The 26,777-nt window shown below is 38.9% G+C and carries 23 protein-coding genes and 1 tRNA gene; 21 read left to right on the top strand and 3 right to left on the bottom strand.

Annotation, left to right across the window (positions count from 1 at the left end; all coding sequences use genetic code 11):
• Window positions 1-34 precede the first annotated feature (34 nt).
• The 17 genes from ACSYTE_RS06520 (at window position 35) to ACSYTE_RS06440 (ending at window position 20,357) form a co-directional block, all read left to right on the top strand.
• Window positions 35-1,372 carry an ATP-dependent helicase ComFA gene (locus tag ACSYTE_RS06520; RefSeq protein ID WP_491716635.1) on the top strand — a complete coding sequence of 446 codons (1,338 nt, stop codon included), beginning with the start codon at window positions 35-37 and terminating at the stop codon, window positions 1,370-1,372.
• A gap of 250 nt (window positions 1,373-1,622) precedes the next feature.
• The gene (locus ACSYTE_RS06515) at window positions 1,623-2,048 is read left to right on the top strand and encodes a ComF family protein (protein ID WP_491716634.1); all 426 of its coding nucleotides are present in this window, start codon (window positions 1,623-1,625) and stop codon (window positions 2,046-2,048) included.
• Between the two features lie 141 nt (window positions 2,049-2,189).
• Window positions 2,190-4,553, top strand: coding sequence for a preprotein translocase subunit SecA (gene secA, locus ACSYTE_RS06510; RefSeq protein ID WP_491716633.1), 2,364 nt, complete (start codon window positions 2,190-2,192; stop codon window positions 4,551-4,553).
• A 71-nt stretch (window positions 4,554-4,624) separates the two neighbouring features.
• A protein-coding gene (gene prfB / locus ACSYTE_RS06505; RefSeq protein WP_491716632.1) for a peptide chain release factor 2 occupies window positions 4,625-5,741 on the top strand; the annotation gives its coding sequence in 2 pieces (ribosomal slippage) (window positions 4,625-4,696 and window positions 4,698-5,741; 1,116 coding nt in all).
• 22 nt (window positions 5,742-5,763) lie between these two features.
• Window positions 5,764-6,942, top strand: a complete 1,179-nt coding sequence (locus ACSYTE_RS06500; protein WP_491716631.1) for a PDZ domain-containing protein — start codon at window positions 5,764-5,766, stop codon at window positions 6,940-6,942.
• 92 nt (window positions 6,943-7,034) lie between these two features.
• Window positions 7,035-7,340 carry a PspC domain-containing protein gene (locus tag ACSYTE_RS06495; protein WP_491716630.1) on the top strand — a complete coding sequence of 102 codons (306 nt, stop codon included), beginning with the start codon at window positions 7,035-7,037 and terminating at the stop codon, window positions 7,338-7,340.
• A gap of 13 nt (window positions 7,341-7,353) precedes the next feature.
• On the top strand, window positions 7,354-7,719 hold the full coding sequence (locus ACSYTE_RS06490) for a phage holin family protein (RefSeq protein WP_491716629.1): 366 nt from the start codon (window positions 7,354-7,356) through the stop codon (window positions 7,717-7,719).
• A 67-nt stretch (window positions 7,720-7,786) separates the two neighbouring features.
• The gene (gene hprK, locus ACSYTE_RS06485) at window positions 7,787-8,803 is read left to right on the top strand and encodes an HPr(Ser) kinase/phosphatase (RefSeq protein ID WP_491716628.1); all 1,017 of its coding nucleotides are present in this window, start codon (window positions 7,787-7,789) and stop codon (window positions 8,801-8,803) included.
• A 13-nt stretch (window positions 8,804-8,816) separates the two neighbouring features.
• The gene (lgt, locus tag ACSYTE_RS06480) at window positions 8,817-9,647 is read left to right on the top strand and encodes a prolipoprotein diacylglyceryl transferase (RefSeq protein ID WP_491717309.1); all 831 of its coding nucleotides are present in this window, start codon (window positions 8,817-8,819) and stop codon (window positions 9,645-9,647) included.
• Between the two features lie 15 nt (window positions 9,648-9,662).
• Window positions 9,663-10,679: an NAD(P)H-dependent glycerol-3-phosphate dehydrogenase gene (locus ACSYTE_RS06475; RefSeq protein ID WP_491716627.1), complete on the top strand. Its 1,017-nt coding sequence runs from the start codon at window positions 9,663-9,665 to the stop codon at window positions 10,677-10,679.
• Window positions 10,680-10,713: 34 nt separating this feature from the next.
• Entirely contained in the window at window positions 10,714-11,604 is an 891-nt protein-coding gene (gene galU / locus ACSYTE_RS06470) for a UTP--glucose-1-phosphate uridylyltransferase GalU (protein ID WP_491716626.1), read from the top strand.
• Between the two features lie 84 nt (window positions 11,605-11,688).
• Window positions 11,689-12,606, top strand: a complete 918-nt coding sequence (trxB, locus tag ACSYTE_RS06465; protein WP_491716625.1) for a thioredoxin-disulfide reductase — start codon at window positions 11,689-11,691, stop codon at window positions 12,604-12,606.
• Window positions 12,607-12,739: 133 nt separating this feature from the next.
• Complete coding sequence (gene uvrB, locus ACSYTE_RS06460) at window positions 12,740-14,755, top strand: excinuclease ABC subunit UvrB (RefSeq protein ID WP_491716624.1); 2,016 nt, start codon at window positions 12,740-12,742, stop codon at window positions 14,753-14,755.
• Between the two features lie 12 nt (window positions 14,756-14,767).
• Entirely contained in the window at window positions 14,768-17,623 is a 2,856-nt protein-coding gene (gene uvrA / locus ACSYTE_RS06455; protein WP_491716623.1) for an excinuclease ABC subunit UvrA, read from the top strand.
• A gap of 148 nt (window positions 17,624-17,771) precedes the next feature.
• Window positions 17,772-18,755 (top strand): gluconeogenesis factor YvcK family protein, encoded by a 984-nt coding sequence (locus ACSYTE_RS06450; protein WP_491716622.1) that lies wholly within the window; start codon window positions 17,772-17,774, stop codon window positions 18,753-18,755.
• A gap of 26 nt (window positions 18,756-18,781) precedes the next feature.
• Complete coding sequence (gene whiA / locus ACSYTE_RS06445) at window positions 18,782-19,744, top strand: DNA-binding protein WhiA (protein ID WP_491716621.1); 963 nt, start codon at window positions 18,782-18,784, stop codon at window positions 19,742-19,744.
• Window positions 19,745-19,763: 19 nt separating this feature from the next.
• A complete protein-coding gene (locus ACSYTE_RS06440) occupies window positions 19,764-20,357 on the top strand; it encodes a helix-turn-helix transcriptional regulator (RefSeq protein WP_491716620.1) in 594 nt (197 codons plus the stop codon).
• Window positions 20,358-20,434: 77 nt separating this feature from the next.
• On the opposite strand, the gene ACSYTE_RS06435 is transcribed toward ACSYTE_RS06440, so the two are convergent.
• Both ACSYTE_RS06435 and ACSYTE_RS06430 read right to left on the bottom strand, forming a co-directional pair.
• On the bottom strand, window positions 20,435-21,001 hold the full coding sequence (locus ACSYTE_RS06435) for a hypothetical protein (RefSeq protein WP_491716619.1): 567 nt from the start codon (window positions 20,999-21,001) through the stop codon (window positions 20,435-20,437).
• A gap of 265 nt (window positions 21,002-21,266) precedes the next feature.
• Window positions 21,267-21,875, bottom strand: a complete 609-nt coding sequence (locus ACSYTE_RS06430; protein ID WP_491716618.1) for an ATP-dependent Clp protease proteolytic subunit — start codon at window positions 21,873-21,875, stop codon at window positions 21,267-21,269.
• Between the two features lie 139 nt (window positions 21,876-22,014).
• On the opposite strand from ACSYTE_RS06430, the gene ACSYTE_RS06425 reads away from it, so the two are divergent.
• A complete protein-coding gene (locus ACSYTE_RS06425) occupies window positions 22,015-22,860 on the top strand; it encodes an SDR family NAD(P)-dependent oxidoreductase (protein WP_491716617.1) in 846 nt (281 codons plus the stop codon).
• Window positions 22,861-22,901: 41 nt separating this feature from the next.
• On the opposite strand, the gene ACSYTE_RS06420 is transcribed toward ACSYTE_RS06425, so the two are convergent.
• A tRNA-Arg gene (locus tag ACSYTE_RS06420) sits at window positions 22,902-22,973 on the bottom strand.
• A 295-nt stretch (window positions 22,974-23,268) separates the two neighbouring features.
• Between ACSYTE_RS06420 and gap the strand changes: the two genes are divergently transcribed.
• From gap to tpiA, 3 genes are all read left to right on the top strand, one after another.
• A complete protein-coding gene (gene gap / locus ACSYTE_RS06415) occupies window positions 23,269-24,279 on the top strand; it encodes a type I glyceraldehyde-3-phosphate dehydrogenase (protein ID WP_491716616.1) in 1,011 nt (336 codons plus the stop codon).
• Between the two features lie 176 nt (window positions 24,280-24,455).
• On the top strand, window positions 24,456-25,670 hold the full coding sequence (locus ACSYTE_RS06410) for a phosphoglycerate kinase (protein WP_491716615.1): 1,215 nt from the start codon (window positions 24,456-24,458) through the stop codon (window positions 25,668-25,670).
• Between the two features lie 165 nt (window positions 25,671-25,835).
• On the top strand, window positions 25,836-26,597 hold the full coding sequence (gene tpiA, locus ACSYTE_RS06405; protein WP_491716614.1) for a triose-phosphate isomerase: 762 nt from the start codon (window positions 25,836-25,838) through the stop codon (window positions 26,595-26,597).
• Window positions 26,598-26,777 lie beyond the last annotated feature (180 nt).

The raw sequence follows: 26,777 nt of genomic DNA, 5'->3' as shown, positions 1-26,777 counted from the left end.
AAATTTTTGCGTATTTAATGATTAGGTGATGTTTATGATTAAAGAGATAATTGAACTTTATGGCAGACAAATTAACTTAAATGAAATCGCTGCCGAACTATTAAATAATCCATTATTAAAAAGGCGAATTGCAATTAAGCGACTGGGAAACCAAATTGAGTGTCAACGTTGTGGCAGTCGCAGTAATTTACAAAATGCTTTATTACCAGGGGACCATTTTTATTGTCCGAAATGCATTAATTTAGGACGCATTATTGATACTTGTGAATTGGGGTTTGTTGATGAACCAAATCAATTTCAGAGGTGGACGGACGTTCTAACCTGGCAGGGCTCTTTAACTGATGCTCAGAAAGTTTGTTCAAGATCGATTATCGATCATTTTCAACAACATCGTGATCACTTATTGTGGGCAGTCACTGGTGCTGGTAAGACAGAAATGCTATTTCCTGGAATTGAGTGGGCATTGCAAAATAATTTACGGATTGCAATTGCTTCACCCAGAGTCGATGTTTGTATTGAATTATTTCCCAGAATCCAACAAGCATTTGCCCATATACCTATGATTTTATTACATGGACGGCAAACTGAAAAGTATCAATACTCGCAATTGACGATTTGTACGACCCATCAGCTATTGCGTTTTTACCATGCGTTTGATATTTTGATTATTGATGAGGTCGATTCGTTTCCATATGCTCAGGATGCGGGGTTGCATTATGCAGTGGAAAATGCAATTAAGAAAGGGGGCACCAAACTTTTCTTAACCGCAACACCAAGCGAAGAAATACTACGGTCAGTCCGTACAAAACAGCTTTCAATCAGTTATTTACCATTACGGTATCACCGCCACCTATTGCCGCAAATTAAAGTTCACTTTGTTCCTAATTGGCGGGTCAAATTAGCAAAGCAAAAGTTGCCTAATCGGTTGATTCAAATGTTAATCCTTAAGGTCAAATCAAGGCAACGATTTTTGCTGTTCGTGCCACACGTTAGTGACTTAGCTTTGGTCAGTGAAGTTTTAAAGAGTCGATTGAAGCTCGAGAGCCGTTTTGCAACCGTTCATTCTGAGGATGCGCAACGCTTAGAAAAGGTAGCCGCAATGCGTAATAACGAACTAGATTTTTTAATTACCACCACGATTTTAGAGCGGGGGGTTACGTTTCCTGGAATTGATGTAATTGTTTTGGGAGCCGATGAGGATATTTTTTCCACCTCAGCTTTAGTTCAGATTGCTGGTCGGGTAGGGCGCAACAATGATCGTCCGTTTGGGGATGTAGACTTTTTTGTCCACAGTAACGCTAAAAATGTTTCAGGAGCTTATCGCCAGATTGCCTATATGAATCGATTGGGGGCTGCCAAAAAGAATGAATAATTGTTTATTATGTGGTAGCTATTTATCAATGGCGCCTTCGATCGATTGGCTATTAAGCTTGCGTTCATTCGAAAATAGCTGGCTTTGTAATACTTGCCGAAAACAATTTATGAAAATTGATTTTGAACAAGCGTGTCCAATTTGCAGTAAGCCGAAACAAGCTGGGAAGAACTGTATTGATTGTATCGAGTGGCAATCACGTTCAAAATTAACATTTGAGAATCACTCATTATATGAATATAATTTAGCAATGAAAAACTTTATGCACCGTTATAAATTTCTTGGCGATTATCGGCTAAGGAACATTTTTTTAGATGAAATGAGTACTTATGCAAAGAATAGTCGGCGGCTGATCGTACCAATTCCATTAAATCCACAAACGATGAAGACGCGGGCCTTTAATCAAACGATTGGTTTCTTGGACATGCAATTGTTGCAGTGTTTAGAAACGAAGGCCAAAGAAAAGAGCATGGATCAGTCTAAACTAGGTCGTGATCAACGTAAATTAATGGAACAGCCATTTAAGATGGTTTCACAAGAAATCATTAAAGTTAAGGATCAAGACATATTAATAGTTGATGATGTTTATACCACTGGAACGACGATTCACTATGCGGCGCAGTTGTTGCTTGAACATGGTGCTAAATCCGTTTGTGGACTTACGTTAGCGCGATAATCAAATAGATTTAACGTTTATTATTTTAAAACGGTGCTGAAAATGTTAAAATGGATTAGATTAAATAAATAATAGATAAAATCGGGGAAGATTCCCCTTTTAATAAAACTGATTCTTATTTTAAGAAAGGAAATTGATTTAATGCCTAATATTTTAAAAAAATGGGTAGAAAGCGACAAACGCGAAATTAAAAGACTTAGTAAGATTGCCGATAAAGTTGGTGAATGGTCTCAAAAATATCGCAAATTAAGTGATGAAGAATTACAAGCTAAAACACCTGAATTCAAAAAACGTTACCAAAATGGTGAAACTTTAGATGAACTATTACCAGAAGCATTTGGGGTAGCTAGAGAAGCTGCTCGGCGGGTCCTTGGATTGAATCCATTCCACGTTCAAATTATGGGTGGAATCGTTCTTCATGAGGGGAATATTTCCGAAATGAAGACTGGGGAAGGAAAGACCCTTACTTGTACGATGCCAGTTTATTTAAATGCCATTTCTGGTGATGGAGTTCATGTTATTACTGTGAATGAATATCTTTCAGAACGTGATGCTACTGAAATGGGTGAACTATATAACTGGTTAGGCTTAACTGTCGGAGTTAACTCCTCAGACAAGTCTGCTGAAGAAAAGCGTGAAGCATACGCTGCTGATATCACTTATTCCACTAACGGTGAAATTGGATTTGACTACCTCCGTGATAACATGGTGGTTTATAAGGAAGACATGGTTCAAAGACCACTTAACTTTGCTGTGGTCGATGAAGTTGACTCCATCTTAATTGATGAAGCTAGAACCCCATTGATCATTTCAGGACAAGCGACTGCATCTTCTGAACTTTACAATTCAGCTGATCAATTTGCTAAGACTTTGACTAAGGATAAGGATTACAAAATTGATTTGGAAAGTAAGACGATTGCCCTAACTGATCAAGGAATTAGTAAGGCTGATAAATTCTTTAATTTAAAGAACTTATTTGACACTGAAAATACTGCTCTTACCCACCATATTGATGAAGCTTTACGGGCTAATTACATTATGCTGCTCGATAAGGACTACGTTGTGCAAGATGATTCCGTTCAAATTGTTGATTCATTTACTGGACGGATCATGGAGGGACGTCGTTTCTCAGATGGTCTTCATCAAGCGATTGAAGCCAAGGAAGGCGTTGAAATTCAACAAGAAAGTAAGACGATGGCTAACATCACTTACCAAAACCTTTTCAGAATGTACAAGAAGCTTTCCGGGATGACTGGAACTGCCAGAACTGAAATTGAAGAATTCCGTGAAATTTATAACATGGAAGTTATTTCAATTCCAACTAATAAACCAGTTGTTCGTTTAGATGAACCTGATATTTTATATCCTGATTTAAATTCTAAGTTCGAAGCCGTAATTGAAAGAATCAAGAGACTTCACCATGCTGGGCAACCAATCTTAGTTGGGACCGTGGCTGTTGAAACTTCAGAGTACCTTTCTAAACGCCTAGACGAAGAAGGCATCGATCATGTGGTCTTGAACGCTAAGAACCATGCTAAAGAAGCTGAAATTGTTAAGAATGCTGGACAAAAGGGTGCCGTTACGATTGCTACTAATATGGCTGGTCGGGGAACTGATATTAAATTAGGACCTGGGGTGGTTAGATTAGGTGGACTTGCAGTAATCGGAACCGAACGGCATGAATCACGGCGGATTGATAATCAACTTCGTGGTCGTTCTGGACGGCAAGGTGACCCTGGTTTATCACAATTTTACCTTTCACTTGAAGATGATTTGATGCGTCGATTCGGTTCTGATCGGATCAAGAACCTTCTTCAACATCTTAAAATTGATGGTGACAACGCCGCAATTAAGAGTCATATGATTTCTAGACAAGTTGAATCTGCTCAAAAACGAGTTGAAGGGAATAACTACGATTCACGGAAGAACGTCCTTCAATATGATGATGTTATGAGACAACAACGGGATGTTATGTATAACGAACGTTATGAAATTATCGAAGAAGATAAGTCACTTGGTTGGGTATTACTACCAATGTTCGAAAGAACGATTGACCACGTTGTTAATTTACATGCTCAAGGGAGCAGTGAAAACTGGGATTTGCAAACCATTTTGGATTTTGCAATTAGCGCTTTGATCAGTCCCGATAAGATTAGTTTATCCGACTTACAAAACAAGTCACGTGACGAAATTAAAAACTACCTAAACAACATTGCAAAGCAAAACTACAAGGAAAAGGAATCTGAACTTTCAGATCCTTCACAATTACTTGAATTTGAAAAGGTTGTTTTATTAAGGGTTGTGGATTCACACTGGACTGACCATATCGATGCCATGGATCAATTACGACAATCCATTGGGCTTCGTGGATATGGACAATTAAATCCATTGGTTGAATACCAACGTGAAGGTTATCGGATGTTTGAAGAAATGATTGCTGATATCGATTATGATACCACTAGATTATTTATGAAGGCAGAAATTCGTCAAAACCTAGAAAGATAATTCTAATTAAGAGCGAAGAGACTGAAAAGTTCCTTCGCTTTTTTGCGTTTAATCCTAAGGAGGAATTTGAAATGGAACTCAGTGAAGCCAAAAATAAAATTGAAAAAATTCAACAAGCCATTAACGGCTTTAGGGGGTCACTTTGACTTAGATGCTTTAAATGATAATATTCATTTAAATGAGCATCGGATGGCTGAACCAGACTTTTGGAATGATCAAAATAAGGCCAAGCAGCTAATTGATGAGACGAATCAAATGAAGCAAAAATACGATAGTTATAATAACCTTGCCGAAGCCGCTACCGATTTGTCGATTAATTTAGAATTATTAGAAGAAGAAAATGATCCAGACTTAATGAGTGAGTTTGAGAACAACTTAACTAAAGTAGAAAAACAATTAAATGATTATCAATTGAATCTACTTTTATCAGGACCATATGATCATAACAATGCAATTGTTGAAATTCATCCGGGGGCTGGTGGCACTGAATCGCAAGATTGGGGATCAATGTTATTTCGGATGTATACCCGTTGGGCTGAGCAACACCACTTTAAGTTAGAGACTTTAAACTACCAAGCTGGTGATGTTGCTGGGATCGATACAGTTACCTTTATGGTAATTGGGACCAACGCTTATGGATTGATGCAGTCTGAAAAGGGAGTTCACCGCTTAGTTAGAATTTCACCATTTGATTCTGCTGGACGGCGGCATACTTCCTTTGCCTCAGTTGATGTTATGCCTGAATTAGATGATAGCGTTAATATTGAGATTAACCCTGCTGACTTACGAATTGATTATTTCCGTGCCAGTGGGGCTGGGGGTCAACACGTTAATAAAACATCTTCTGCGGTTCGAATCACCCACGAACCCACTGGGATTGTTGTATCTAGCCAAGCGCAACGTTCACAACTACAAAATCGTGAAACGGCAATGAACATGTTAAAATCAAAGTTGTATGAACGGGAAGAGGAAAAGAAAGCCGAACAAAAAGCCAAAATTGAAGGTGAACAAAAAGAGATTGGCTGGGGTTCACAAATTCGTTCCTATGTTTTCCATCCTTACACGATGGTAAAAGACCATCGAACTAATTATGAAACAGGAAATGGCCAAGCGGTAATGGATGGGGATTTAGATCCATTTATTAATGCTTACCTTCAATGGAAACTAAGCCAGAGAAATCCTGATTAATCGATAAAGGACGGATGTTGATATGCAAATTCAAATACAAATACTGTTAGCGTTAATTATTTTTATTATTCAGCCTGTTTTTTGGGTTGGATTAATTCGCACTTATTTATTATCCAAGAAACGCATTAAAAACACGCGAAATACTTTTCATAACGCGATTTATCCTCGGCACTTTGAAATTGTTCAGTTTTTTATTAACCTATTTTTACTGGGAATTTTGGGTGCGGCCTTCACCGTTACGGTCGGTCCCGTAATGACGATGGTTTGGCTAGTGATTTATCAAGTACTATCGATCATTAATTTATTGCTGATCCCTAGGGTGATTTTTTCGTTCGAGATTTTAACCATTGCTTTAATTACTACAATTGTTATTAATTTGAGTGGGGTTATTAATCGATTTATTCATGTTGAATCATTACGTAAATACGGGATTAGTTTAGCAGCCACTGGTGATTTTAATTATATTTTTTTAGCTAGTCTGTTTTTATTAGGATTAGCAATAATCGTCTTCAAAGATGGTGGGAAGTATAACGTACCGATTATTGAACACAACGAACGGAAAACAAGGATTGCAGGTTATCCGTTCAGGAGTATTAACGTGGTCCCACTGTTTTTGTTTATTCCGGGTGATTTTATTCACAGCACAATTCCGTTTTGGCCTGTTTTTATGCTTAATGGGCATTCATTTGCATTTTTATTTGCACCAATATTATTTGGCTTTAGAATGACCGTCTTTAAGCTGTTCCCCCGAGCTGTGTTTAAGAAACTGGGGGGACAATTTGCTAAACTAGCTATTTTAGGATTATTGTTGACAATCGTTAGTTACTTCTTTCCAATTATCGTCGTCCCAGCATTGGTTGGGTTGTTACTTATCTTTTGGTGGATTAACATTCATGCTAAGTCAGTTGATAAGGGGAGTGGAGATTGGTACTCTGAGGTGATTAATGGTGTGCGAATCGTCGGGATTGAACCGCAAACCCCCGCTGCTAAGATGAATTTGTCAATTGGAGATGTCATCTTAGAAGTGAATAATCAATCGGTTACAAATGAAAATGAATTTTATCGGGCCCTTTTAAAACAGTCCACTTATTGTCGATTAAAAGTTAAAAATCGGAAGGGTCAATTAGCAATTACTGAAACCGCTATTTTTAGCAATGCTCCCCATGAGATCGGAGTAGTGTTATTTAAACAGGAAAGTTAAAGATATTATTAGTGTCTATGCTTACATGTAGACACTTTTTTTGAATGTGATAATATTAATTTTGAACTTTAATATTCGAAAGGAAATCAATCATGAAAACGAAAAAATTAATGAAATCTCGTAATAATCGAATCCTAACTGGCGTATTGGGTGGCTTAGCCGAATACTTTGGCATTAACGCACGTTATCTAAGGATTGCATATTTAATTTTGACAGTTTTATTTATCAAGACATTAATTCCAGTGTTTTTATATCTTTTAATGATGGTCTTAATGCCAAATGATTATGGCAAAGATAGTCGTCAATTTAATAACTCATTTGGTAATCGACAATCTGATTCATCCTCAAGGGGTCGCAAAATTCTTCATGATGTTGAAGAAAAGGACGATTTAAAATAAGGGAGTTAATTAAATGAGTTTTTTTAAACAAGTATTATTGAACATGCTAGTTTTCGTTGCATTAGCTGGTTTCTTACAGCAATCAGGAATGTTTTATGTTTCTGGGCTGATGGCCGCACTAGGTGCAGCGTTCGTTCTATCGATTTTAAATGCGTTAGTAAGACCATTCATTACAGTTTTATCACTGCCGATCAATATTTTAACGTTAGGATTATTTAGCATTGTTATTAACGGATTAATGTTAGAGATGACCTCAGCACTAGTTGGTAAGGATAGTTTTTACTTCTCTTCGTTTGGCAGTGCGATGATTGTGGCAATTATTTTATCAATTTGTAACGCGATTTTTGCTGACCATTATTCACGTCAAATTCGCAAATAAAGTGTATCGAAAGTGCATATCATGATAAAATTAATTTAGGTTTCTTTTAACGATCGGAGGGATTTAATTGGCTGAAATAGTAACCGTAAAAGACCTTGTTGATAATACACGGTTAAGCGTTGCTTATGGATCAGAGTATTTGGACCGATTAATTACAACTAGTGATATATCGCGTCCGGGGCTTGAACTAACGGGGTATTTTAATTATTATCCTGCAAAACGGATTCAACTTTTGGGAATTACAGAAACATCCTTTGCAAAGGGAATGACCAGTTCTGACCTTTACGATGTAATGGTGAAGATGTGTCAGCCAGAAACACCTGCTTTTGTAATTTCAACCCAATTAGATCCACCTGAAGAACTACTAGAAGCAGCTGAAAGTAAGCATATTCCAGTTCTTTGCTCTAAGTTAACGACTTCACGAGTACTTAGTAATATGACTAATTATTTAGAAGCTAAACTAGCTGAAAGAATGTCAATTCATGGAGAATTAGTTGATATTTATGGGCTAGGGGTTTTAATTACCGGAGATTCTGGAGTTGGAAAAAGCGAAACGGCTTTGGAACTGATTAAGCGTGGCCATCGATTGATCGCAGATGATCGAGTAGAAGTCTACCAACAAGATGAGCAGACTCTAATCGGACAGGCACCACGCATCTTGCGGCATTTATTAGAAATCCGAGGAATCGGCATCATCGATGCAATGAATCTATTTGGAGCAGGAGCGGTAAGAAGCGATACTCGGGTCGATTTGATCGTTCACCTTTCAAATTGGTCCAAGGATACGCCTTTTGATCGATTGGGTAATAATAATGAATCACAACGTTTTTTTGATGTTGACGTTCCCAAAATCAATATTCCAGTTAAAATTGGGCGGAACCTAGCAGTACTAATTGAATCCGCCGCAATGAACTTTAGAGCTCGTTCGATGGGTTATGATGCAACGAAAGTTTTTGATGATAACCTTAAGAGTTTGATCAAGGAAAACTCAATTCGGGATTCAAAGGCACGAGCACAAGAGAAGAACATCGAATTAGAAAACGAAGCAGCCATTCATAAATCGGATGATGAGAAACATAAATAGTTGAAGGGAATGAATTCTAATCATATTAGCATTAAATCCAATTGCATTTAAATTGGGCCCAATTCAGGTGCATTGGTATGGTATTTTTATCGCGAGTGCCGTTATATTAGCAGTATACCTATCAGTGCGTGAGGGTAAAAAGCGGGGCATTAAGCCTGATAACATCTATGACATGTTATTGTGGGCATTGCCATTTTCAATTATCAGTGCTCGTTTGTACTACGTAGTTTTTCAATGGGGTTATTATCAGAATCATATTGACGAGATCATTCGAATCTGGGATGGTGGAATTGCAATTTATGGTTCCTTGATTGGAGCTGCAATTGTAATTATTATTTTCTGTCGCAGTCGGTTGATTCCAGTCTGGTTAATGTTGGATGTTATTTCGCCAACCGTACTTTTAAGCCAGGGAATTGGGCGTTGGGGTAACTTTATGAACCAAGAAGCCTTTGGTCAAGTTACTAGCCTTTCTTTTCTTCAACATCTTCACCTACCATCATTTATTATCAATCAGATGTACATTAGTGGAATGTATCGCCAACCGACGTTTTTGTATGAATCATTGTGGAGCTTCTTGGGGGTAGCGATCTTATTATCACTACGGCATGTTCCGCACTTCTTTAAGCGTGGCGAGGTGTTTTTGAGTTATGCCCTTTGGTACTCATTTGGACGCTTTTTTATTGAAGGAATGCGCACTGATAGTTTAATGATTGGTAGTATTCGAGTCTCACAATATCTATCGATCGTTTTATTCGTAGTTGCGCTTGGTTTAATCGTTTATCGTAGACGTAAAATTCCAGATGCTAGTTGGTACTTAGATGGCTCAAAACAACTATTAAGATAAAGGATGAATTTAAAAATGACAGAAAAAATTGCAGTATTAGGTGCTGGTTCATGGGGTAGTATGTTGGCTAATATTTTAGCGCAAAACGGGCATGATGTAAGATTATGGTCCTACAAGCCTGCACAAGTTGATGAATTAAATAATCAGCATACTAATTCTAAATATTTAAAAGATTTTACCTTTTCAAATGCTTTAGTAGCTTATTCAGATATGAAAGCTGCTTTAGAGGGGGTTGATGACGTTTTATTCGTTGTTCCCGCTCAAGTGACTCGTTCGGTTGCTAAGCAGGTGAACCCAATTTTAACTGAATTAGGTATTCAACCGAACATAATTCATGCTAGTAAGGGAATTGAAGAAAAAACATATAAACGAATGTCAGAAGTGTTAGCTGATGAAATCGATCCAGATAACCGTCGTTCAATTTCAGTTATTTCAGGACCGAGTCAAGCTGAGGATGTTGCTCGTGGTGACATTACGTTGGTAACCACTGCTAGCGAAAATATGCAAGATGCTGAACACATCCAATCATTGTTCATGAATGATACTTTTCGGGTTTATACAAATGATGATATCATCGGAGTTGAAATTGGAGCTGCACTTAAAAACATTATTGCGTTAGGAGCGGGGGCACTAGTTGGCCTTGGCTATGGTGATAATGCCAAGGCATCACTAATTACTCGGGGCCTAGCTGAAATTTCTCGATTGGGGACCTCATTTGGTGCCAATCCATTGACGTTTATCGGATTATCCGGGGTTGGTGACTTGATTGTAACTGCGACTAGTTCTGATTCCAGAAACTGGCGGGCCGGAAATCAATTAGGAAAGGGCCAAACCCTAAAAGACGTTATTGATAATATGGGAATGGTAATTGAAGGGGTTGCAACCACCCGTGCTGCTTATGAATTAGCTAAGCAAAGAGGCGTTGAAATGCCAATTACTTCCGCAATTTATCACGTATTATATGATAATGCAGACATTAAAGAATCTATCGCTAAGTTAATGCAACGCCAAGGTCGTTCTGAATTAGCTTAATAATTAAAAAATCCATCGATTAGGAGTTATAAAAATGAAAAAAATTAGAAAAGCAATCATTCCCGCCGCAGGGTTAGGGACTAGATTTTTACCAGAAACAAAGGCAGTGCCAAAGGAAATGTTACCAGTTGTTGATACCCCTACGATTCAATTAATCGTTGAAGAAGCGAAGGCTTCTGGAATTACTGATATTTTAATTATTATTGGGCGTAACAAGCGTAACATCGAAGATCATTTTGATTCTAATCCAGAATTAGAAGATAATTTAGCACGCAAGCACAAGGATAAGATGTTGAAAGCAGTTCAAGAAACAAATGGGATGAATATCTACTTCATTCGTCAAAACCATCCAGATGGTTTAGGGGATGCTGTTTCCACTGCACGTAGTTTTGTTGGCGATGAACCATTTGTAATCATGTTGGGTGATGACATTGCTAAGGCTGAAGAACCACTTACAAAGCAGTTGATCAACTGTTATGAAGAAACTGGTGAATCCACTCTTGCTGTAATGCGTGTCCCTCATGAAGATACTGCTAAATACGGAGTAATTGCACCGACTAAGGAAATTATGCCTGGTCTATACGATGTTGACAGCTTTGTTGAAAAGCCAGATCCAGATGATGCCCCTAGTGATCTTGCAATCATTGGTCGTTACTTATTAACACCAAATATTTTTGATATTTTGGAAAAGACGAAACCAGGTAAGGGCAACGAAATTCAATTGACCGATGCGATTGATACTTTGAATAAGAGCCATAAGGTTTATGCTCATGAACTAGTTGGCTCCAGATATGATACTGGAAATAAATTTGGATGGTTAAAGACCAATATCGAATACGGTTTGGAACATCCAGAAGTTAAGGATGACCTTCGTCAATACATTAAAGATCTTGGCAAGCAATTAGCTGAAGAAGATCAAAAATAATCAGTTGGGTGCAAACTATTAGACAAAGATACTTATTAATAGTAAGCTGAGTACATTGATTATTTATGTGAGGAGAGTTGTGCAATGGAAAGTTATGATGTAATTGTGATTGGAGCAGGACCTAGTGGAATGACAAGTGCCCTATATGCTTCAAGAGCTAATTTATCAGTGTTAATGATTGACCGTGGAATTTACGGTGGTCAAATGAATAATACCGCTGAAATTGAAAATTACCCTGGGTTCAAATCAATCTTAGGACCTGATTTGGCTAAGAACATGTACGAGGGATCGATTAACTTTGGTGCTAAGTATGGTTATGGAACGGTAGAATCAATTGAAGACCAGGGAAAGACTAAAATCGTTCACACCGATAATGGTGACTATGAAGCCAAGACTGTGATTATTGGAACTGGGTCACAATATCGGAAGCTTGGGGTGCCAGGTGAAGATGAATACGGTGGTCGTGGAGTTTCTTATTGTGCGGTATGTGATGGGGCGTTCTTTAAGAACAAGGAAGTCGTAGTTGTTGGTGGTGGTGATTCTGCCATTCAAGAAGCCCTCTACCTAGCCCAACTAGTTTCTAAGATTACCATCATTCATCGACGTGGTGAACTAAGAGCCCAAAAGGTGCTCCAAGACCAAGCGTTCGCAAATGATAAAATCAACTTCATTTGGAATACTAACGTGACTGAAGTGGTTGGTGACGACGCTAAGGTGACTGGTGTGAAAACCGTTAATAACGAAACTCAAGAAACCGGTGAAGTGCTCGCAAGTGGAGTGTTCATCTACGTTGGAAACCTCCCAATTACGGGGGCTTTCAAAGATCTAAACATTACTGATGATAATGGTTGGATCAAGACTAATGATCGGATGGAAACTGCTAAGCCTGGTATCTTTGCAATTGGTGATGTTCGAGCAAAGGAATTAAGACAAGTAGTGACGGCCGTAGGTGACGGTGGTATCGCGGGACAGAATGCTTTCCATTACATTCAAAATATGTAAGGTGCTTATTCTTTCAAAAATAGACAACAGTGTTAAAATAAAGTAAACGAGTGGGGGAGGAATCTTCCCCACTTTTTATTACGCTAAAATATTAATTAATTAATATTGAAAGAATTGAAGGGGGATAAATTAGATGGCAGAGATTAATCGAATTACGGATAATAAATTCGACTTGGTTTCAGATTACCAGCCAACGGGGGACCAACCTAAAGCCATTCAAGAGTTGACTGATGGAGTAAAAAAGGGTGATAGGGAACAAATCCTATTGGGAGCAACTGGAACCGGGAAGACGTTTACTATTTCTAATGTGATTAAGAATTTGAACAAACCCACTTTGGTCCTGTCCCATAATAAGACGCTTGCAGGACAGCTCTACAGTGAACTGAAGCGCTTTTTTCCCCATAATGCGGTTGAATATTTCGTTAGTTATTATGATTACTATCAACCAGAAGCATATGTGCCTTCCAGTGATACCTATATTGAAAAGGATTCTTCGATCAATGATGAAATTGATCAATTGCGGCATGCGGCTACCAGTGCGTTGCTAGAACGTAACGATGTAATTGTCGTGGCATCTGTTTCTGCAATTTTCGGGTTAGGGAGTCCTAAGGAGTACTTTGACCACACGATTCCGCTAAAAGTCGGGCAACAAATTGATCGAAATACGTTGCTACGGGAGTTGGTCAACATTCAATTTGACCGTAATGACATTGATTTTCAACGCGGCCGGTTCAGAGTCCGTGGCGATGTGGTTGAAGTCTTTCCCGCTTCTGGGAGTAAGTATGCCTATCGGATTGAATTCTTTGGCGATGAAATTGATCGAATCAGAGAAGTTGATACTTTAACTGGCGAAATTATCAGTGATAAAGATAAAATCGTAATCTTCCCAGCAACCCACTTTTTAGCTGATGATCAGATTATGGATCACGCTTTGGACGGGATTCAAAAGGAATTAAAGACGCAACACGCTAAGTTAGAGTCAGAGGGTAAACTACTAGAGGCCCAACGACTGAAACAGCGGACCACATACGATATTGAAATGATGCGTGAAATGGGTTATACCAACGGGATTGAAAATTATTCTCGATTTATGGATGGCCGTAAACCAGGCGAACCTCCTTACACGTTGATGGACTTCTTTCCGAAGGACTTTTTAATGGTCATTGATGAATCTCACCAAACGATTCCCCAGGTTGGTGGGATGTATAATGGTGATAAGGCCAGAAAAGAGCGTTTGATCGAATATGGGTTTAGGTTGCCGAGTGCCCTTGACAATCGGCCATTAAAAATGCCTGAATTTGAGGATCACATCAACCAAGTCATTTACATGTCTGCAACTCCGGGACCATACGAATTAAAGCATGCTGACCAGGTGGTTCAACAAATTATTCGACCAACCGGATTATTGGATCCAATCGTAAAGGTGCGGCCAATTATGGGGCAGATGGATGATTTAGTGGGTGAAATCAACCAAAGAATCGAACGCAACGAACGGGTTTTCGTGACAACGTTGACCAAGAAGATGTCCGAAGATTTGACTGATTACCTCAAGGACCTAGGAATCAAGGTACGCTACTTGCATAGTGATATCAAGACTTTAGAGCGGACCAAAATCATCCACGACCTCCGTGCTGGTAAATTCGATGTGTTGGTCGGCATTAACCTCTTGCGGGAGGGAATTGACGTCCCTGAAGTTTCATTAGTAGCAATTCTAGATGCTGATAAGGAAGGTTTCTTGAGAAATGAGCGTTCACTGATTCAAACCATCGGACGGGCAGCCAGAAATGAAAACGGTGAAGTAATCATGTACGCTGATTCGATGACCGATTCAATGAAAAAAGCAATTGATGAAACGCAACGGCGGCGTGAAATTCAAGAAAAATACAATCATGAACATGGAATTACGCCACACACGATTAAAAAAGCGATCTCCCCAGTTATCTCGGTCAGTGGGGATAAAATTGAGGCTGAAAATGCCGAGTCGAATAACGAAATTATTGAAACTGATTTTAAGAAGATGACGAAACCAGAAAAACAAGCAATGATTGGGCGGCTGGAAGATGAAATGCAAGATGCATCGAAGCGGCTTGATTTTGAACATGCTGCGAACCTTCGGGATACGATTATTGAACTACAAGCAAAAATGTAAGGATGGTGCTAAGTGTTAAACGATAAAATTATTATTCGTGGGGCGCGTGAACATAACCTCAAGGACATTAACGTTACAATTCCTAAGAATCAATTAACGGTGATGACTGGTTTATCGGGCTCTGGAAAAAGTTCATTGGCCTTTGATACGCTATATGCAGAGGGACAACGTCGCTACGTAGAAAGTCTGTCTTCCTACGCTCGGCAATTTTTAGGCCAGATGGATAAGCCCGATGTTGATTCGATTGAAGGGTTGAGTCCAGCCATTTCGATCGATCAAAAAACAACCTCTCATAATCCCCGTTCAACAGTGGGGACCGTTACCGAAATTAATGACTACTTTAGATTGTTATGGGCACGGGTCGGGACGCCGATCTGCCCTAATGATGGAACCAAGATTACTAGTCAATCGGTCGATCAAATGATGGGTGAGTTAATCAACTTGCCAGAACGCACACGGCTCCAGATCTTAGCTCCCGTTGTTCGTGATAAAAAGGGGCAACATAAGGAACTGCTCAAAAAAATTAAACGTGAAGGGTTTGTCCGCATTCAAGTTGATGGTGAAGTAATGGACTTGGATGATTCGATTGAATTAGATAAAAATAAACGGCATACCATCAATGTCGTGATCGATCGAATCATTATTAAAGATGGAATTAAATCGCGGTTATCGGATTCATTGGAAGCGGCGTTACGGTTAAGTGATGGGTATGCAATTGCCGATTTCATGGGTAAACGTGATAACATGGTCTTTTCAGAACACTACTCATGTCCATTTTGCGGTTTTACGGTTGGTAAGTTAGAACCCCGCTTGTTCTCTTTTAACTCACCATTAGGGGCTTGTCCTGACTGTGATGGGTTAGGGGTCAAACTTGAAGTAGATCAGGATTTAGTGATTCCTGATCGGACTAAGACCTTGGCACAGGGGGCATTAGCACCTTGGAACCCAATTAGTTCAGAATACTACCCGAACATGTTAAAACAGGCGTGTGAGCAATTCGGTATCGATATGAATACTCCGTTCAATAAATTGCCGAAAAAGCAACGTGATCTAGTGCTTTATGGTTCAGGAAAGAAGCAGTTCCATTTTAATTTTGAAAGCAATTTTGGTGGGACGCGTGATCTCGATATGCCATTTGAAGGGGTCATGAATAATATCGATCGAAGGTTCCATAGCACCAATAGTGAGTTCACGCGCAAAACAATGCGTGAATACATGACTGAATTGACCTGTCAGACTTGTCATGGCTATCGGTTGAACGAACGGGCATTGTGTGTGAAAGTGGCCGATCAAAACATTAGTCAAGTATCAGCAATTGATGTTGAAAAAGAATTGAATTACTTTCACCAACTTCATTTTGGTGAAAAGGATTCCGTGATCGCTAAACCGATTATTAAAGAAATTATTGACCGCTTAACCTTTTTGAAAAACGTTGGGTTGGATTATCTTACCCTGGCCAGAACTGCTGGTACCCTTTCTGGGGGCGAATCGCAACGGATTCGCTTGGCAACACAAATCGGTTCTAATCTTTCAGGAGTGCTTTATGTTCTAGATGAACCTTCAATCGGGTTGCACCAAAGGGACAACAATCGTTTGATCAAATCGCTGCAATCAATGCGTGATTTGGGGAATACGTTGGTCGTGGTTGAACACGATAAGGATACCATGGAGGATGCGGATTACATTGTTGATATCGGCCCTGGAGCTGGGCAAAATGGTGGGCAGGTGATGGCTGCTGGGACCCCAGCACAGATCGCTAAGAACCCTAAATCATTGACGGGTCAATATCTTTCTGGTAAGAAGTTTATTCCAGTTCCTTTAAAACGGCGAAATGGCAATGGTAAAAAAATTACAATTACTGGAGCACAGGAAAATAACCTAAAGGATGTAACGGTTAGTTTCCCCCTTGGCGAATTTGTAGTTGTTTCTGGCGTATCTGGTTCCGGTAAATCAACGTTAGTGAACACGATTTTAAAGCGGGCTCTCGCTCAGAAACTGAATCATAATTCAGCACGGCCCGGGAAATACAAGTCAATTCGTGGCTACAAGAACATCGAAAAGTTAGTTAGTATCGATCAAAGCCCAATCGGCAGGACCCCAAGGAGTAATCCAGCCACTTATACCGGTGTTTTTGATGATATTCGCGATCTCTTTGCGGAAACCAACGAGGCTAAGCTACGCGGATATAAGAAGGGCCGTTTCAGTTTCAATGTGAAGGGTGGCCGATGTGAGACTTGTCATGGGGATGGAATTTTAAAGATTGAAATGAACTTCCTCCCCGATGTCTACGTTCCCTGTGAGGTTTGTCATGGAAAGCGTTATAACGCTGAAACCTTGGAGGTTGAATATAAGGGCAAGAATATTTCAGATGTTTTAGACATGACGGTTAGCGAAGCTCTGAAGTTCTTTAAGGCAATTCCTAAAATCACTCGGAAATTGAAGACGATTGATGAAGTCGGGCTTGGCTATGTTAAACTAGGTCAATCCGCCACCACGCTTTCCGGTGGGGAAGCCCAACGGATGAAGCTGTCAGCTGAACTGTACAAAAAATCAAACGGAAAGAACTTATACATCCTTGATGAACCAACGATTGGGTTGCATACCGATGACATTGGACGACTCTTGAAAATTTTGCACGAGTTAGTTGATAAGGGCAATACGGTATTGGTCATTGAGCATAGCTTGGATGTGATCAAAACAGCTGATTACTTGATTGACTTAGGTCCCGAAGGTGGGGATGGTGGTGGCCAAATCGTTGCGACTGGTACCCCAGAAGAAGTTTGTCAGGTTAAAGCTAGTTATACTGGCCAGTATCTAAAACCGGTTTTGGAGACTGATACTGAAAGAACTGAAAAATTAAATAAATGATAAGAAAAAGACGAATGTTCGTCTTTTTTTGTTTTATGATCAAAAAGAAACACCAGGTATGTTATACTAAAAGTTATGGTGATTTAGGCCATCTAAAAATAAAATTAATTACATTAAAACCATTTCAATAATAAGGAGGGGAATCGGAATGCCACAAATTAAATCACATCAACCTCGAATCGTTGTGATTGGCGGTGGAACCGGGGTCCCAGTGATTCTACGGGCACTTAAGGATAAAGACGTCGACATCACTGCAATTGTTACTGTTGCTGATGATGGGGGATCATCCGGGGTGCTTAGAAACTACATTAACGTGGTGCCACCTGGTGATATTCGAAACGTAATCGTGGCATTATCAGATGCTGATCCTGAATTTTTGAAGCTGTTTCAATATCGTTTCAAGGGAAGCGATAAATTTTTAGCTGGACATGCAATTGGTAATTTGTTGATTACCGCTTTATCTGAGATGAAGGGTAATATTTTTCAAGGGGTTCAAGATTTAACTCGGATTATGCAGGTTAAGGGACACATCTATCCAGCTAGTGATGATCTAATTACCTTGCACGCTGAATTTACTGATGGAACGCAATTAGCTGGAGAATCCGAAATTACTAAGGCCCATAAGATGATTGAACGAGTTTGGGTCGATCGTGATGATCAAATGGGGGCTCCTAAGGCTGTTCAACCGGTAGTTGATGCGATTTTAAACGCTGATCAAATCGTCTTAGGACCAGGTAGTTTGTTTACTAGTATTTTACCGAATTTAATGATTCCAGAGGTACATGATGCGGTCCTTCATACAAGTGCAGAAATTGTTTATATCTGTAATATTATGACCCAAAGTGGCGAAACGAATGGCTTTACTGATTCAGATCACGTTGCGGTTTTGAATCGTCATTTTAACCATAATATTATTGATGCGGTAATGGTGAATAATAAAAAGGTCCCAGTAAACTATATTCACCGCAATGAAGATGAAAGTTCAATTCAAGTTACCCATGATCAATCAGGGCTTTTAAATCAAAATTGTAAGGTAATTACTTCTGATTTCTTAAAACTTCATGACCATGGTGCTTACCATAACGGTGAAGCGGTATCAAATGAGCTTTTGAAGCTGATTGATAATAAATAAATGGGTAACGGAATGGAGTGAGATAAATGTCGTATGCTAGTCAAGTCAAAAAGGAGCTAACGACGCTTAAGGTTCATAGAGAAAACGCTAAGCCAGAGTTAATGGCATTGATTAGAATGAATGGTTCTTTAACGATCGTTAACCATGAATTAATTTTAAATGTTCAAACCGAAAACCCTGCGATTGCTAGGCGAATCTATCGTTTATTATTAGAATTTTATGATGTTGAGAGTAATTTAATCGTTCGTAAACGAATGAAGTTAAAGAAAAATAATGTATATGTAGTGCGAATTACTACCAATACCAAAAAGATTTTAGATGATTTGGGGATTTTAAAGGGGTATGAATTAGTTGAAACTGTGCCGCTCGCACTACTGGAAAGTGATTCCCAAGTTCGTTCTTATTTGCGGGGAGCCTTTTTAGCTGGTGGCTCAGTTAATAATCCAGAAACATCGCGATATCACTTGGAAATTTACTCGTTATACGAAACCCACAACGAAATGATTACTGAGATGATGAATCGTTATCACCTAGAAGCCAAGACTACTAGTCGACGCAGTGGGTTTATTACCTATTTAAAGGGTGCTGAAAAAATTGCTGATTTTTTGCAGTTGATTGGCGCCACCAACTCGATGTTACACTTTGAAGATATTCGAATTGTCCGTGATATGCGCAACTCCGTCAATCGCTTGGTCAATTGTGAGAACGCTAACATGAATAAGGTGGCCAATGCTGCAACGAAGCAGATCGCAAGCATTAACTTTATTGCCGAAACGGTTGGCTTAGACCAGCTCCCAGATAAGTTACGCGAAGTAGCCGAAATTCGCTTAGAGAATAAAGAAGTGACCCTAAAGGAACTTGGCGAATTGGTGCCCAGTGGGGTAATTTCTAAGTCAGGCATTAACCACCGCTTGAAAAAGATTAATGATTTTGCTGAAAATCTGCGCATGCAAACTGAGGAACGAATTACGGCGATGGAAAATGAATAATTAGTAAAAAGGGATTGAAATGAAATTAGGTCAAAAATTAAAAAAATCAAGGAATAAAGTTAATTTAACCCAAAATGACGTTGCTGATCATCTGCACGTTTCTAGAAAAACGGTGTCTGGATGGGAAAATGATAGGAGCGTTCCTGATATTTACACGATTAAACAGCTTTCGGAATTATATAATACGGATTTGATTGCGGTTTTAGATCATCCAAAAGCTAAGGAACGCAGTAATAACAAGGGCCGTCAAATTAATTACGCCTTAATAGCTTGGTATTTTAATTTGGTAGCAATGGGGCTGAATTTATTTAATTTATTTACTGGATTTATAGATTTTTCTTTTTTCGTTGAAATAATTGCTATAATTTTATTCTTTTCAATCCACGTTTATTATTTTAATAATAAAGTTACAATTAGAAATAAAATGCCATTTTCATGGTTATTCTTACTAGTGATGACAGCGCTATTTTTTACCTTACAAATCGAAAAGCTTGCTCGATTAGGATTTGAAATTGCTACTTTTACGTATGTCGGTGCTCTTTTTAGGGCGATCGTCCTTGACTATGGTGTTTTAATTATATTTACGTTTAAGGAAGTCAGGGGAAAAAATTAATTTTTAATATTAATTTAAAACACACCTTAGAACGGTCTTATTGACGGTTTTAAGGTGTGTTTTTATCAGATGTTAATTTAAAAATTAGTTAATGGAACTTGGATGATAGTCAGCAATACAAAATAAATGATCATTGCAATTATTAATTGATGCCAATGGGAGTGCAACGTAATTTTAAAAGCATTGGACCACTTTGCAAGGTAACTACGATCGGATTGGAATTTAATGCCATGAATGGTTTGAATTGAAACGGTAGCAACCATATAGATTAAAACAATATAGCTGAGGTTGAAAATGATTTTGATTAATGATCCACCAATATTGTTTAATGAAAAGTTGATAATAATCGAACCAATCCCACTAAAAACTACCGCCGTACTAATGAAGCATAGTGCTTTAGTTATCCAAGCAATTGGGATTAATGAAAGGACTACGTAAATAATCAGAATCCTGATTAAATATGTTAAAGCCGCTATTAAAGTATAAACGGTTGGCACTGCTATTAGGGTGCTTAAATCATTATCACTTAAAGCGCTGGTGGTTAGGTTAGCTATAAATAGTAGAACCGCTACAATTGACCACCATTTAATTGTAGAACGAGCCACCCTTAGATTTAGGGTGATTTTATTGATTATGGTTTCCATTGTTCCTCCTTGTTAAATATTGAATTAGTTATTGTACAATTTATTATGAGTATAGTATCAAAGCATTGAGAAAAATGGTAGCTTATCCTTATTTTTAAGGGTGAATTGATGGGTGGATTTATGGTTACAAAGTCGATTAAAAGCTTGCTAAATCAATGTTTTAACGTGTCTTATGTTCTAAGCCCCCATTTTATAGCCAAAAAAAGCAGTAGCCAACTAATTGACTACTGCTTTTAAATTAATTATCCCAATTATAAGGGATTAATTATTTTTTAGTATCTTTATCTTGTTCATTCTTGCTGGTCATAATTCCATCGAGTAATCCATACTTAACGGCTTCTTCAGCAGTTAAGTAGTTATCACGATCGGTATCACGGTTAACCTTAGCAACCGTTTGGCCAGAGTTTTCGGATAAGATCTTGTTTAACATCTTTCTAGCGCTCAAGATGGATTCTGCTGCGATTTCAATATCGCTTTGCTTCCCTTGAGCACCACCAGATGGTTGGTGAATCATAACTTGGGCGTGTGGTAATGCGAAACGTTTGCCCTTAGTACCTGATGAAGCAAGTACACTGGCCATTGAAGCAGCCATCCCCATTACGATCACTTGGATATCTGACTTAACGAAGTTCATTGTATCGTAAATCGCCATTCCAGAAGTGATGACCCCACCTGGTGAGTTAATGTATAGGTAAATATCCTTATCAGAATCTTGTGCATCCAAGAATAATAATTGAGCAATAATTGAGTTTGCCATATCGTCTTCGATTGGGCCGGATAACATGATAATCCGATCCTTTAATAACCGAGAGTAAATGTCATAAGCTCTTTCGCCGTTAGCGGATTGCTCGATTACAGTTGGGATTAAGTTCATTTTAAATGTCCCCCTAAATTTTGATTTAATTTGAAAATTAGACTATTTAAATTCTATCTTAATAGTCAATGAAGGTCAAAACATTTGCCCACAAAGCGACGTATAAAATCACTGCAAATAATTGAATTATCTGCTTCGATTGACACCATTATACATCGGCTATGTTATTATTTTAAATAATGATATCACGATTGGTGGGGGAAACAACATGGGAACCGTATTGATTACTGGAGCAACTGGAGGACTTGGAATTGAATTTGCTCAATTGGCTGCTAATGATGGCCATCAACTGATTTTAGTGGGCCGTAACGCTGATAAGTTAACCCACCTGCAAAGTAAATTAGCGCAACGATTTAACGTGCCGATTAACACGATTACCGTTGATTTTAAAGATCTATCAGCTGCCCAAACCATCTTTGACCAGGTTCAATCAGCTGGCCTGACTGTTGATTATTTGATCAACAATGCGGGATTTGGTGGCCAGGGGACATTCATGGATCGTACGGGTTCACAAGATATTAACATGCTACATGTTAATGCTGAAGCCCCCACGCGGTTATTAAAATTATTTCTCCCCCAGTTTGTTAAGCGCAACGCTGGACGGGTGTTGAACGTCGCTTCGGTGGCAGCGTTGGTGCCTGGTCCGATGCAGGCCGAATATTTTGCCACTAAGGCATACTTGGCTTCGCTTGGCAACGCCATCAGCTCTGAATTATCAGATACACAAGTAACCGTGACCACCCTGTTGCCTAGCGTAACTGAAACAGGATTTGCTACGGCTGGAAACTTAACTAGCACCAAGCTATTTGCCCACGGTGCCAATGCTAGTAAGGTTGCTAAACGGGGCTATCGTGGAATGATGAAGGGGAAGCTAAATGTTTTTGCTGGATTGCAATGGTGGCAACGACCATTAGTGCGATTTCTCCCGATTTTGCCCAAGAATTTAGTAATGGCAGTTATCAAGCGCCAACAAACGAATCAATAAAAAAACGTTAGCAGTAAAGCTGCTAACGTTTTTTATCTGAGTGCGCCTGGGGGGAATCGAACCCTCATCTCAAGAACCGGAATCTTACGTGCTATCCATTACACTACAGGCGCATATGATTATATTTTCAATCGAACAATATAAAACTATATCGTAAAAATGATGAAATTGCAAGGGGCGTTATTAGAAATTTAAACAGTAAGGCCTATGTTTTGCAAATTATGAAAGCGGTTGATATACTGCAATATAAAGATAATTATTACCTAGTAAGTTGCTTTGACAGTTGTTTTTGTTCAAAAATTTTATTGAGCAATGGGGCTGACACTAGCAGTAAAAAGTGGTAGTATACTGTTGTACTGCTTTAAAATAATATTTATCTTATTATTTCCTAAAGGAGGAAAATTCAGTATGACTGTAAAAATTGGTATTAATGGTTTTGGACGCATTGGACGTTTAGCTTTCAAGCGGATCCACGAACTTAACTCAAGCGACATCGAAGTGGTAGCTATCAACGATTTAACTACTCCATCAATGTTAGCTTACTTATTGAAGTATGACTCAACTCACGGTAAGTTCCCAGGTAAGGTTTCTTCAACTGACACTGGTATCGTGGTTGACGGTAAGGAATACCCTGTATACGCAGAAAAGGATGCTTCACAAATTCCTTGGGTAAAGAACAATGGTGTTGACTATGTTCTTGAATGTACAGGTTTCTACACTTCAGCTGAAAAGTCACAAGCTCACTTGGACGCTGGCGCAAAGCGTGTCTTGATCTCAGCACCTGCTGGTCAAATCAAGACTGTTGTTCCTGGTGTTAACTTGGACACTCTTAACGCTGACGACAAGATCGTTTCTGCTGGTTCATGTACTACTAGTAGTATTGCACCATCAGCTTACTTCTTGAACAAGGAATTCGGTATCAAGGTTGGTACTATGACTACTATCCATGCCTTCACTTCCACTCAAGCTATCTTGGATGGTCCTAGAGGTAAGAAGATGAGAAATAACCGTACTGCTAGCGCAAATACGATTCCTCATTCAACTGGTGCTGCTAAGGCGCTTGGTTTAGTTGTTCCAGAATTACAAGGTAAGTTAAACGGTGTTGCTCAACGTGTTCCATTAGTTGACGGTTCATTAACTGAATTAACTGCTATTTTGGACAAGAAGGTTACTGCTGACGAAGTTAATGCAGCAATCAAGAAGCATACTGAAGGTAACGATGCTTTCGGTTACGCTGAAGATCCAATTGTATCAAGTGATATCATTGGTGATACCCACGGATCAGTATTTGATCCTACCCAAACTGACGTAACTACTGTTGGTGATGACCAATTAGTTAAGGTTTGGACTTGGTACGATAACGAATGGGGCTTCACTTGTAACATGGTTCGTACTTTATTGAAGTTTGCTCAACTATAAAAAGCAGTTTTAATTAAATTAAATAATTAAAATCTAAAAAAGGTGGGGGAGGTTACTCTTCCACCTTTTTATTATATTTAACATTTTAATATGGCTGACCTTTTGCTTTGAGATTAGGTTCTAAATGCTGTATTATTAAAAGTGTTAAGTTAATATTTATTTAGGAGGTATCTAAATTGGCTAAATTAACTGTTTCTGATTTAGATTTAAAAGATAAAAAAGTATTAATGCGTCTTGATTTCAACGTTCCAATTAAGAATGGTGTAATCGGTGATGATAACCGTATCGTAGCAGCACTTCCTACGATCAACTATGTTGTTGATCATGGTGGTAAAGCAATTATCTTCTCTCACCTTGGCAGAATCAAGAGTGAAGACGATAAAAAAGAATTATCACTACGCCCAGTTGCTGAACGGCTTTCAAACTTATTAAATAAGCCAGTAACTTTCGTTCCTACTACTGAAGGTCCTCAATTAGAAGATGCTATCAATAAGATGAACGACGGTGATGTTTTATTAGTTGAAAACACTCGTTACGAAGATGTTGTTAACGGTGAATATGTAAAGCGCGAATCTGGTAATGATCCAAAACTTGGTGAATACTGGGCTTCACTTGGTGATGTATTCGTAAACGATGCATTTGGTACTGCTCACCGTTCTCATGCCTCAAACGTTGGAATTGCTAAGGCAATGGAAGCTGCTGGTAAGCCAGCTGCGGTTGGTTTCTTAATGGAAAAGGAAATCAAGTATCTTGGCAATGCCGTTAATGATCCTAAGCGTCCATTTGTTGCCATTTTAGGTGGTGCTAAGGTTTCTGATAAGATTACCGTTATCGATAACTTATTAGATAAAGCTGATAAGGTTATCATTGGTGGTGGAATGACTTATACTTTCTACGCTGCCAAGGGAATCAAGATTGGTAATTCATTAGTTGAACAAGACAAAATCGATTTAGCTAAGCAAATTTTAGACAAGGCTGGCGACAAGTTAGTATTACCTGTTGACAACGTTGTTGCTGATAAATTTGCTAACGATGCTAAGACTGAAATCGTTGAAGGTGACATTCCTGATGGAATGATGGCTTTAGATATCGGTCCTAAGTCAATTCAAGAATTTGAAAACGTCTTAAGAGATGCTAAGACTGTTGTTTGGAACGGACCTATGGGTGTGTTCGAAATGAGCAACTTCGCTAAGGGAACCTTAGCAGTTGGTGATTTCTTAGCTAACTTACAAGATGCTACTACAATCGTTGGTGGTGGTGACTCTACTGCTGCTGTTAAGCAATTAGGAATCGCTGACAAGTTAACTCACGTTTCTACTGGTGGTGGAGCTTCACTTACTTACCTTGAAGGTAAGACCCTTCCAGGAATTGCTGCAATTTCCGATAAATAATTTTGATTATTTATTAAAAGTCGTGCTGATTGCACGGCTTTTTTGTTTACATATATTTTCCTTAAGTTTCCAATCCGAATTGCTTAAGTAAAAATATTTATAGTAAAATGATTGGGTACGAAGACACTCAATCGTGCTAATATCCTGATAAGGGGGAGCTTATTAATGAGTGCCCAAAAACGGGTTCCATTTATTGGAGCTAACTGGAAGATGTACTTGATGCCAGATCAAGTGATTCCATACATCGAAACGATTAAAAATCAAATTCCGCGGCCAGCTGAAGTCCAGGTGATGATTGCGGCTTCACCACTATACCTATGGCCGCTACTAGAACATGCTAGTGGGACCGATGTCATTATTGGTGCTGAAAATTGTGATTATCATGATACCGGGGCTTACACTGGTGAGGTTAGCCCGAAGGCGTTGGCTGAGGCTGGTGTTACCTATTCGATTGCTGGTCATTCTGAACGCCGCCATTATTTTGATGAAGATGATGAAGTCGTTAATAAAAAGGTTCATGCATTGCTGCGGAATCATATCAATCCGATTGTTTGTTGTGATGAGACGTTAGTTAGGACCGAGACTTCAGACGGAGTGCATTGGGTGGTTAGCCAGGTGATCGCAGCATTTAAAAACGTTTCAGAATCAGATGCGTTGCATATGATGATTGCCTATGAACCGCGGTGGGCAATTGGAACTGGAATTACCGCTAGTTCAGCTGAAGCTGAAGAGGGGTGTGCATTGATCAGGCAAACGATCAGTCGGCTTTATTCATCAGAAATTGCCGATTCCATTCGAGTTTTATACGGTGGAAGTGTTAATCCCAAAAATGTAAAGGCACTAATGGCACAACCTGACATTGATGGTGTTTTAGTCGGAAGTGCAAGTCTTGATCCCAAAGAATTCCTAAATTTAATTCATTATTAATTTTTCCGATAATTATAGTTGATTTATTGGTTTTAAAAATCAAAAAATGGTATCATAACAATGTAGATGATGAATAAATGATATATTTATTCAGTTTTAAAGGGGTGTTGGACAGTCCCTGATAAAATGTTTCATATTTTGTCGTAAACTTTGTTTTGCAAGGTTGTTCATACTACGGCT

This window comes from Nicoliella sp. ESL1120 (genome assembly GCF_058508515.1).
This window is presented reverse-complemented; position numbering and strand designations above follow the sequence as displayed.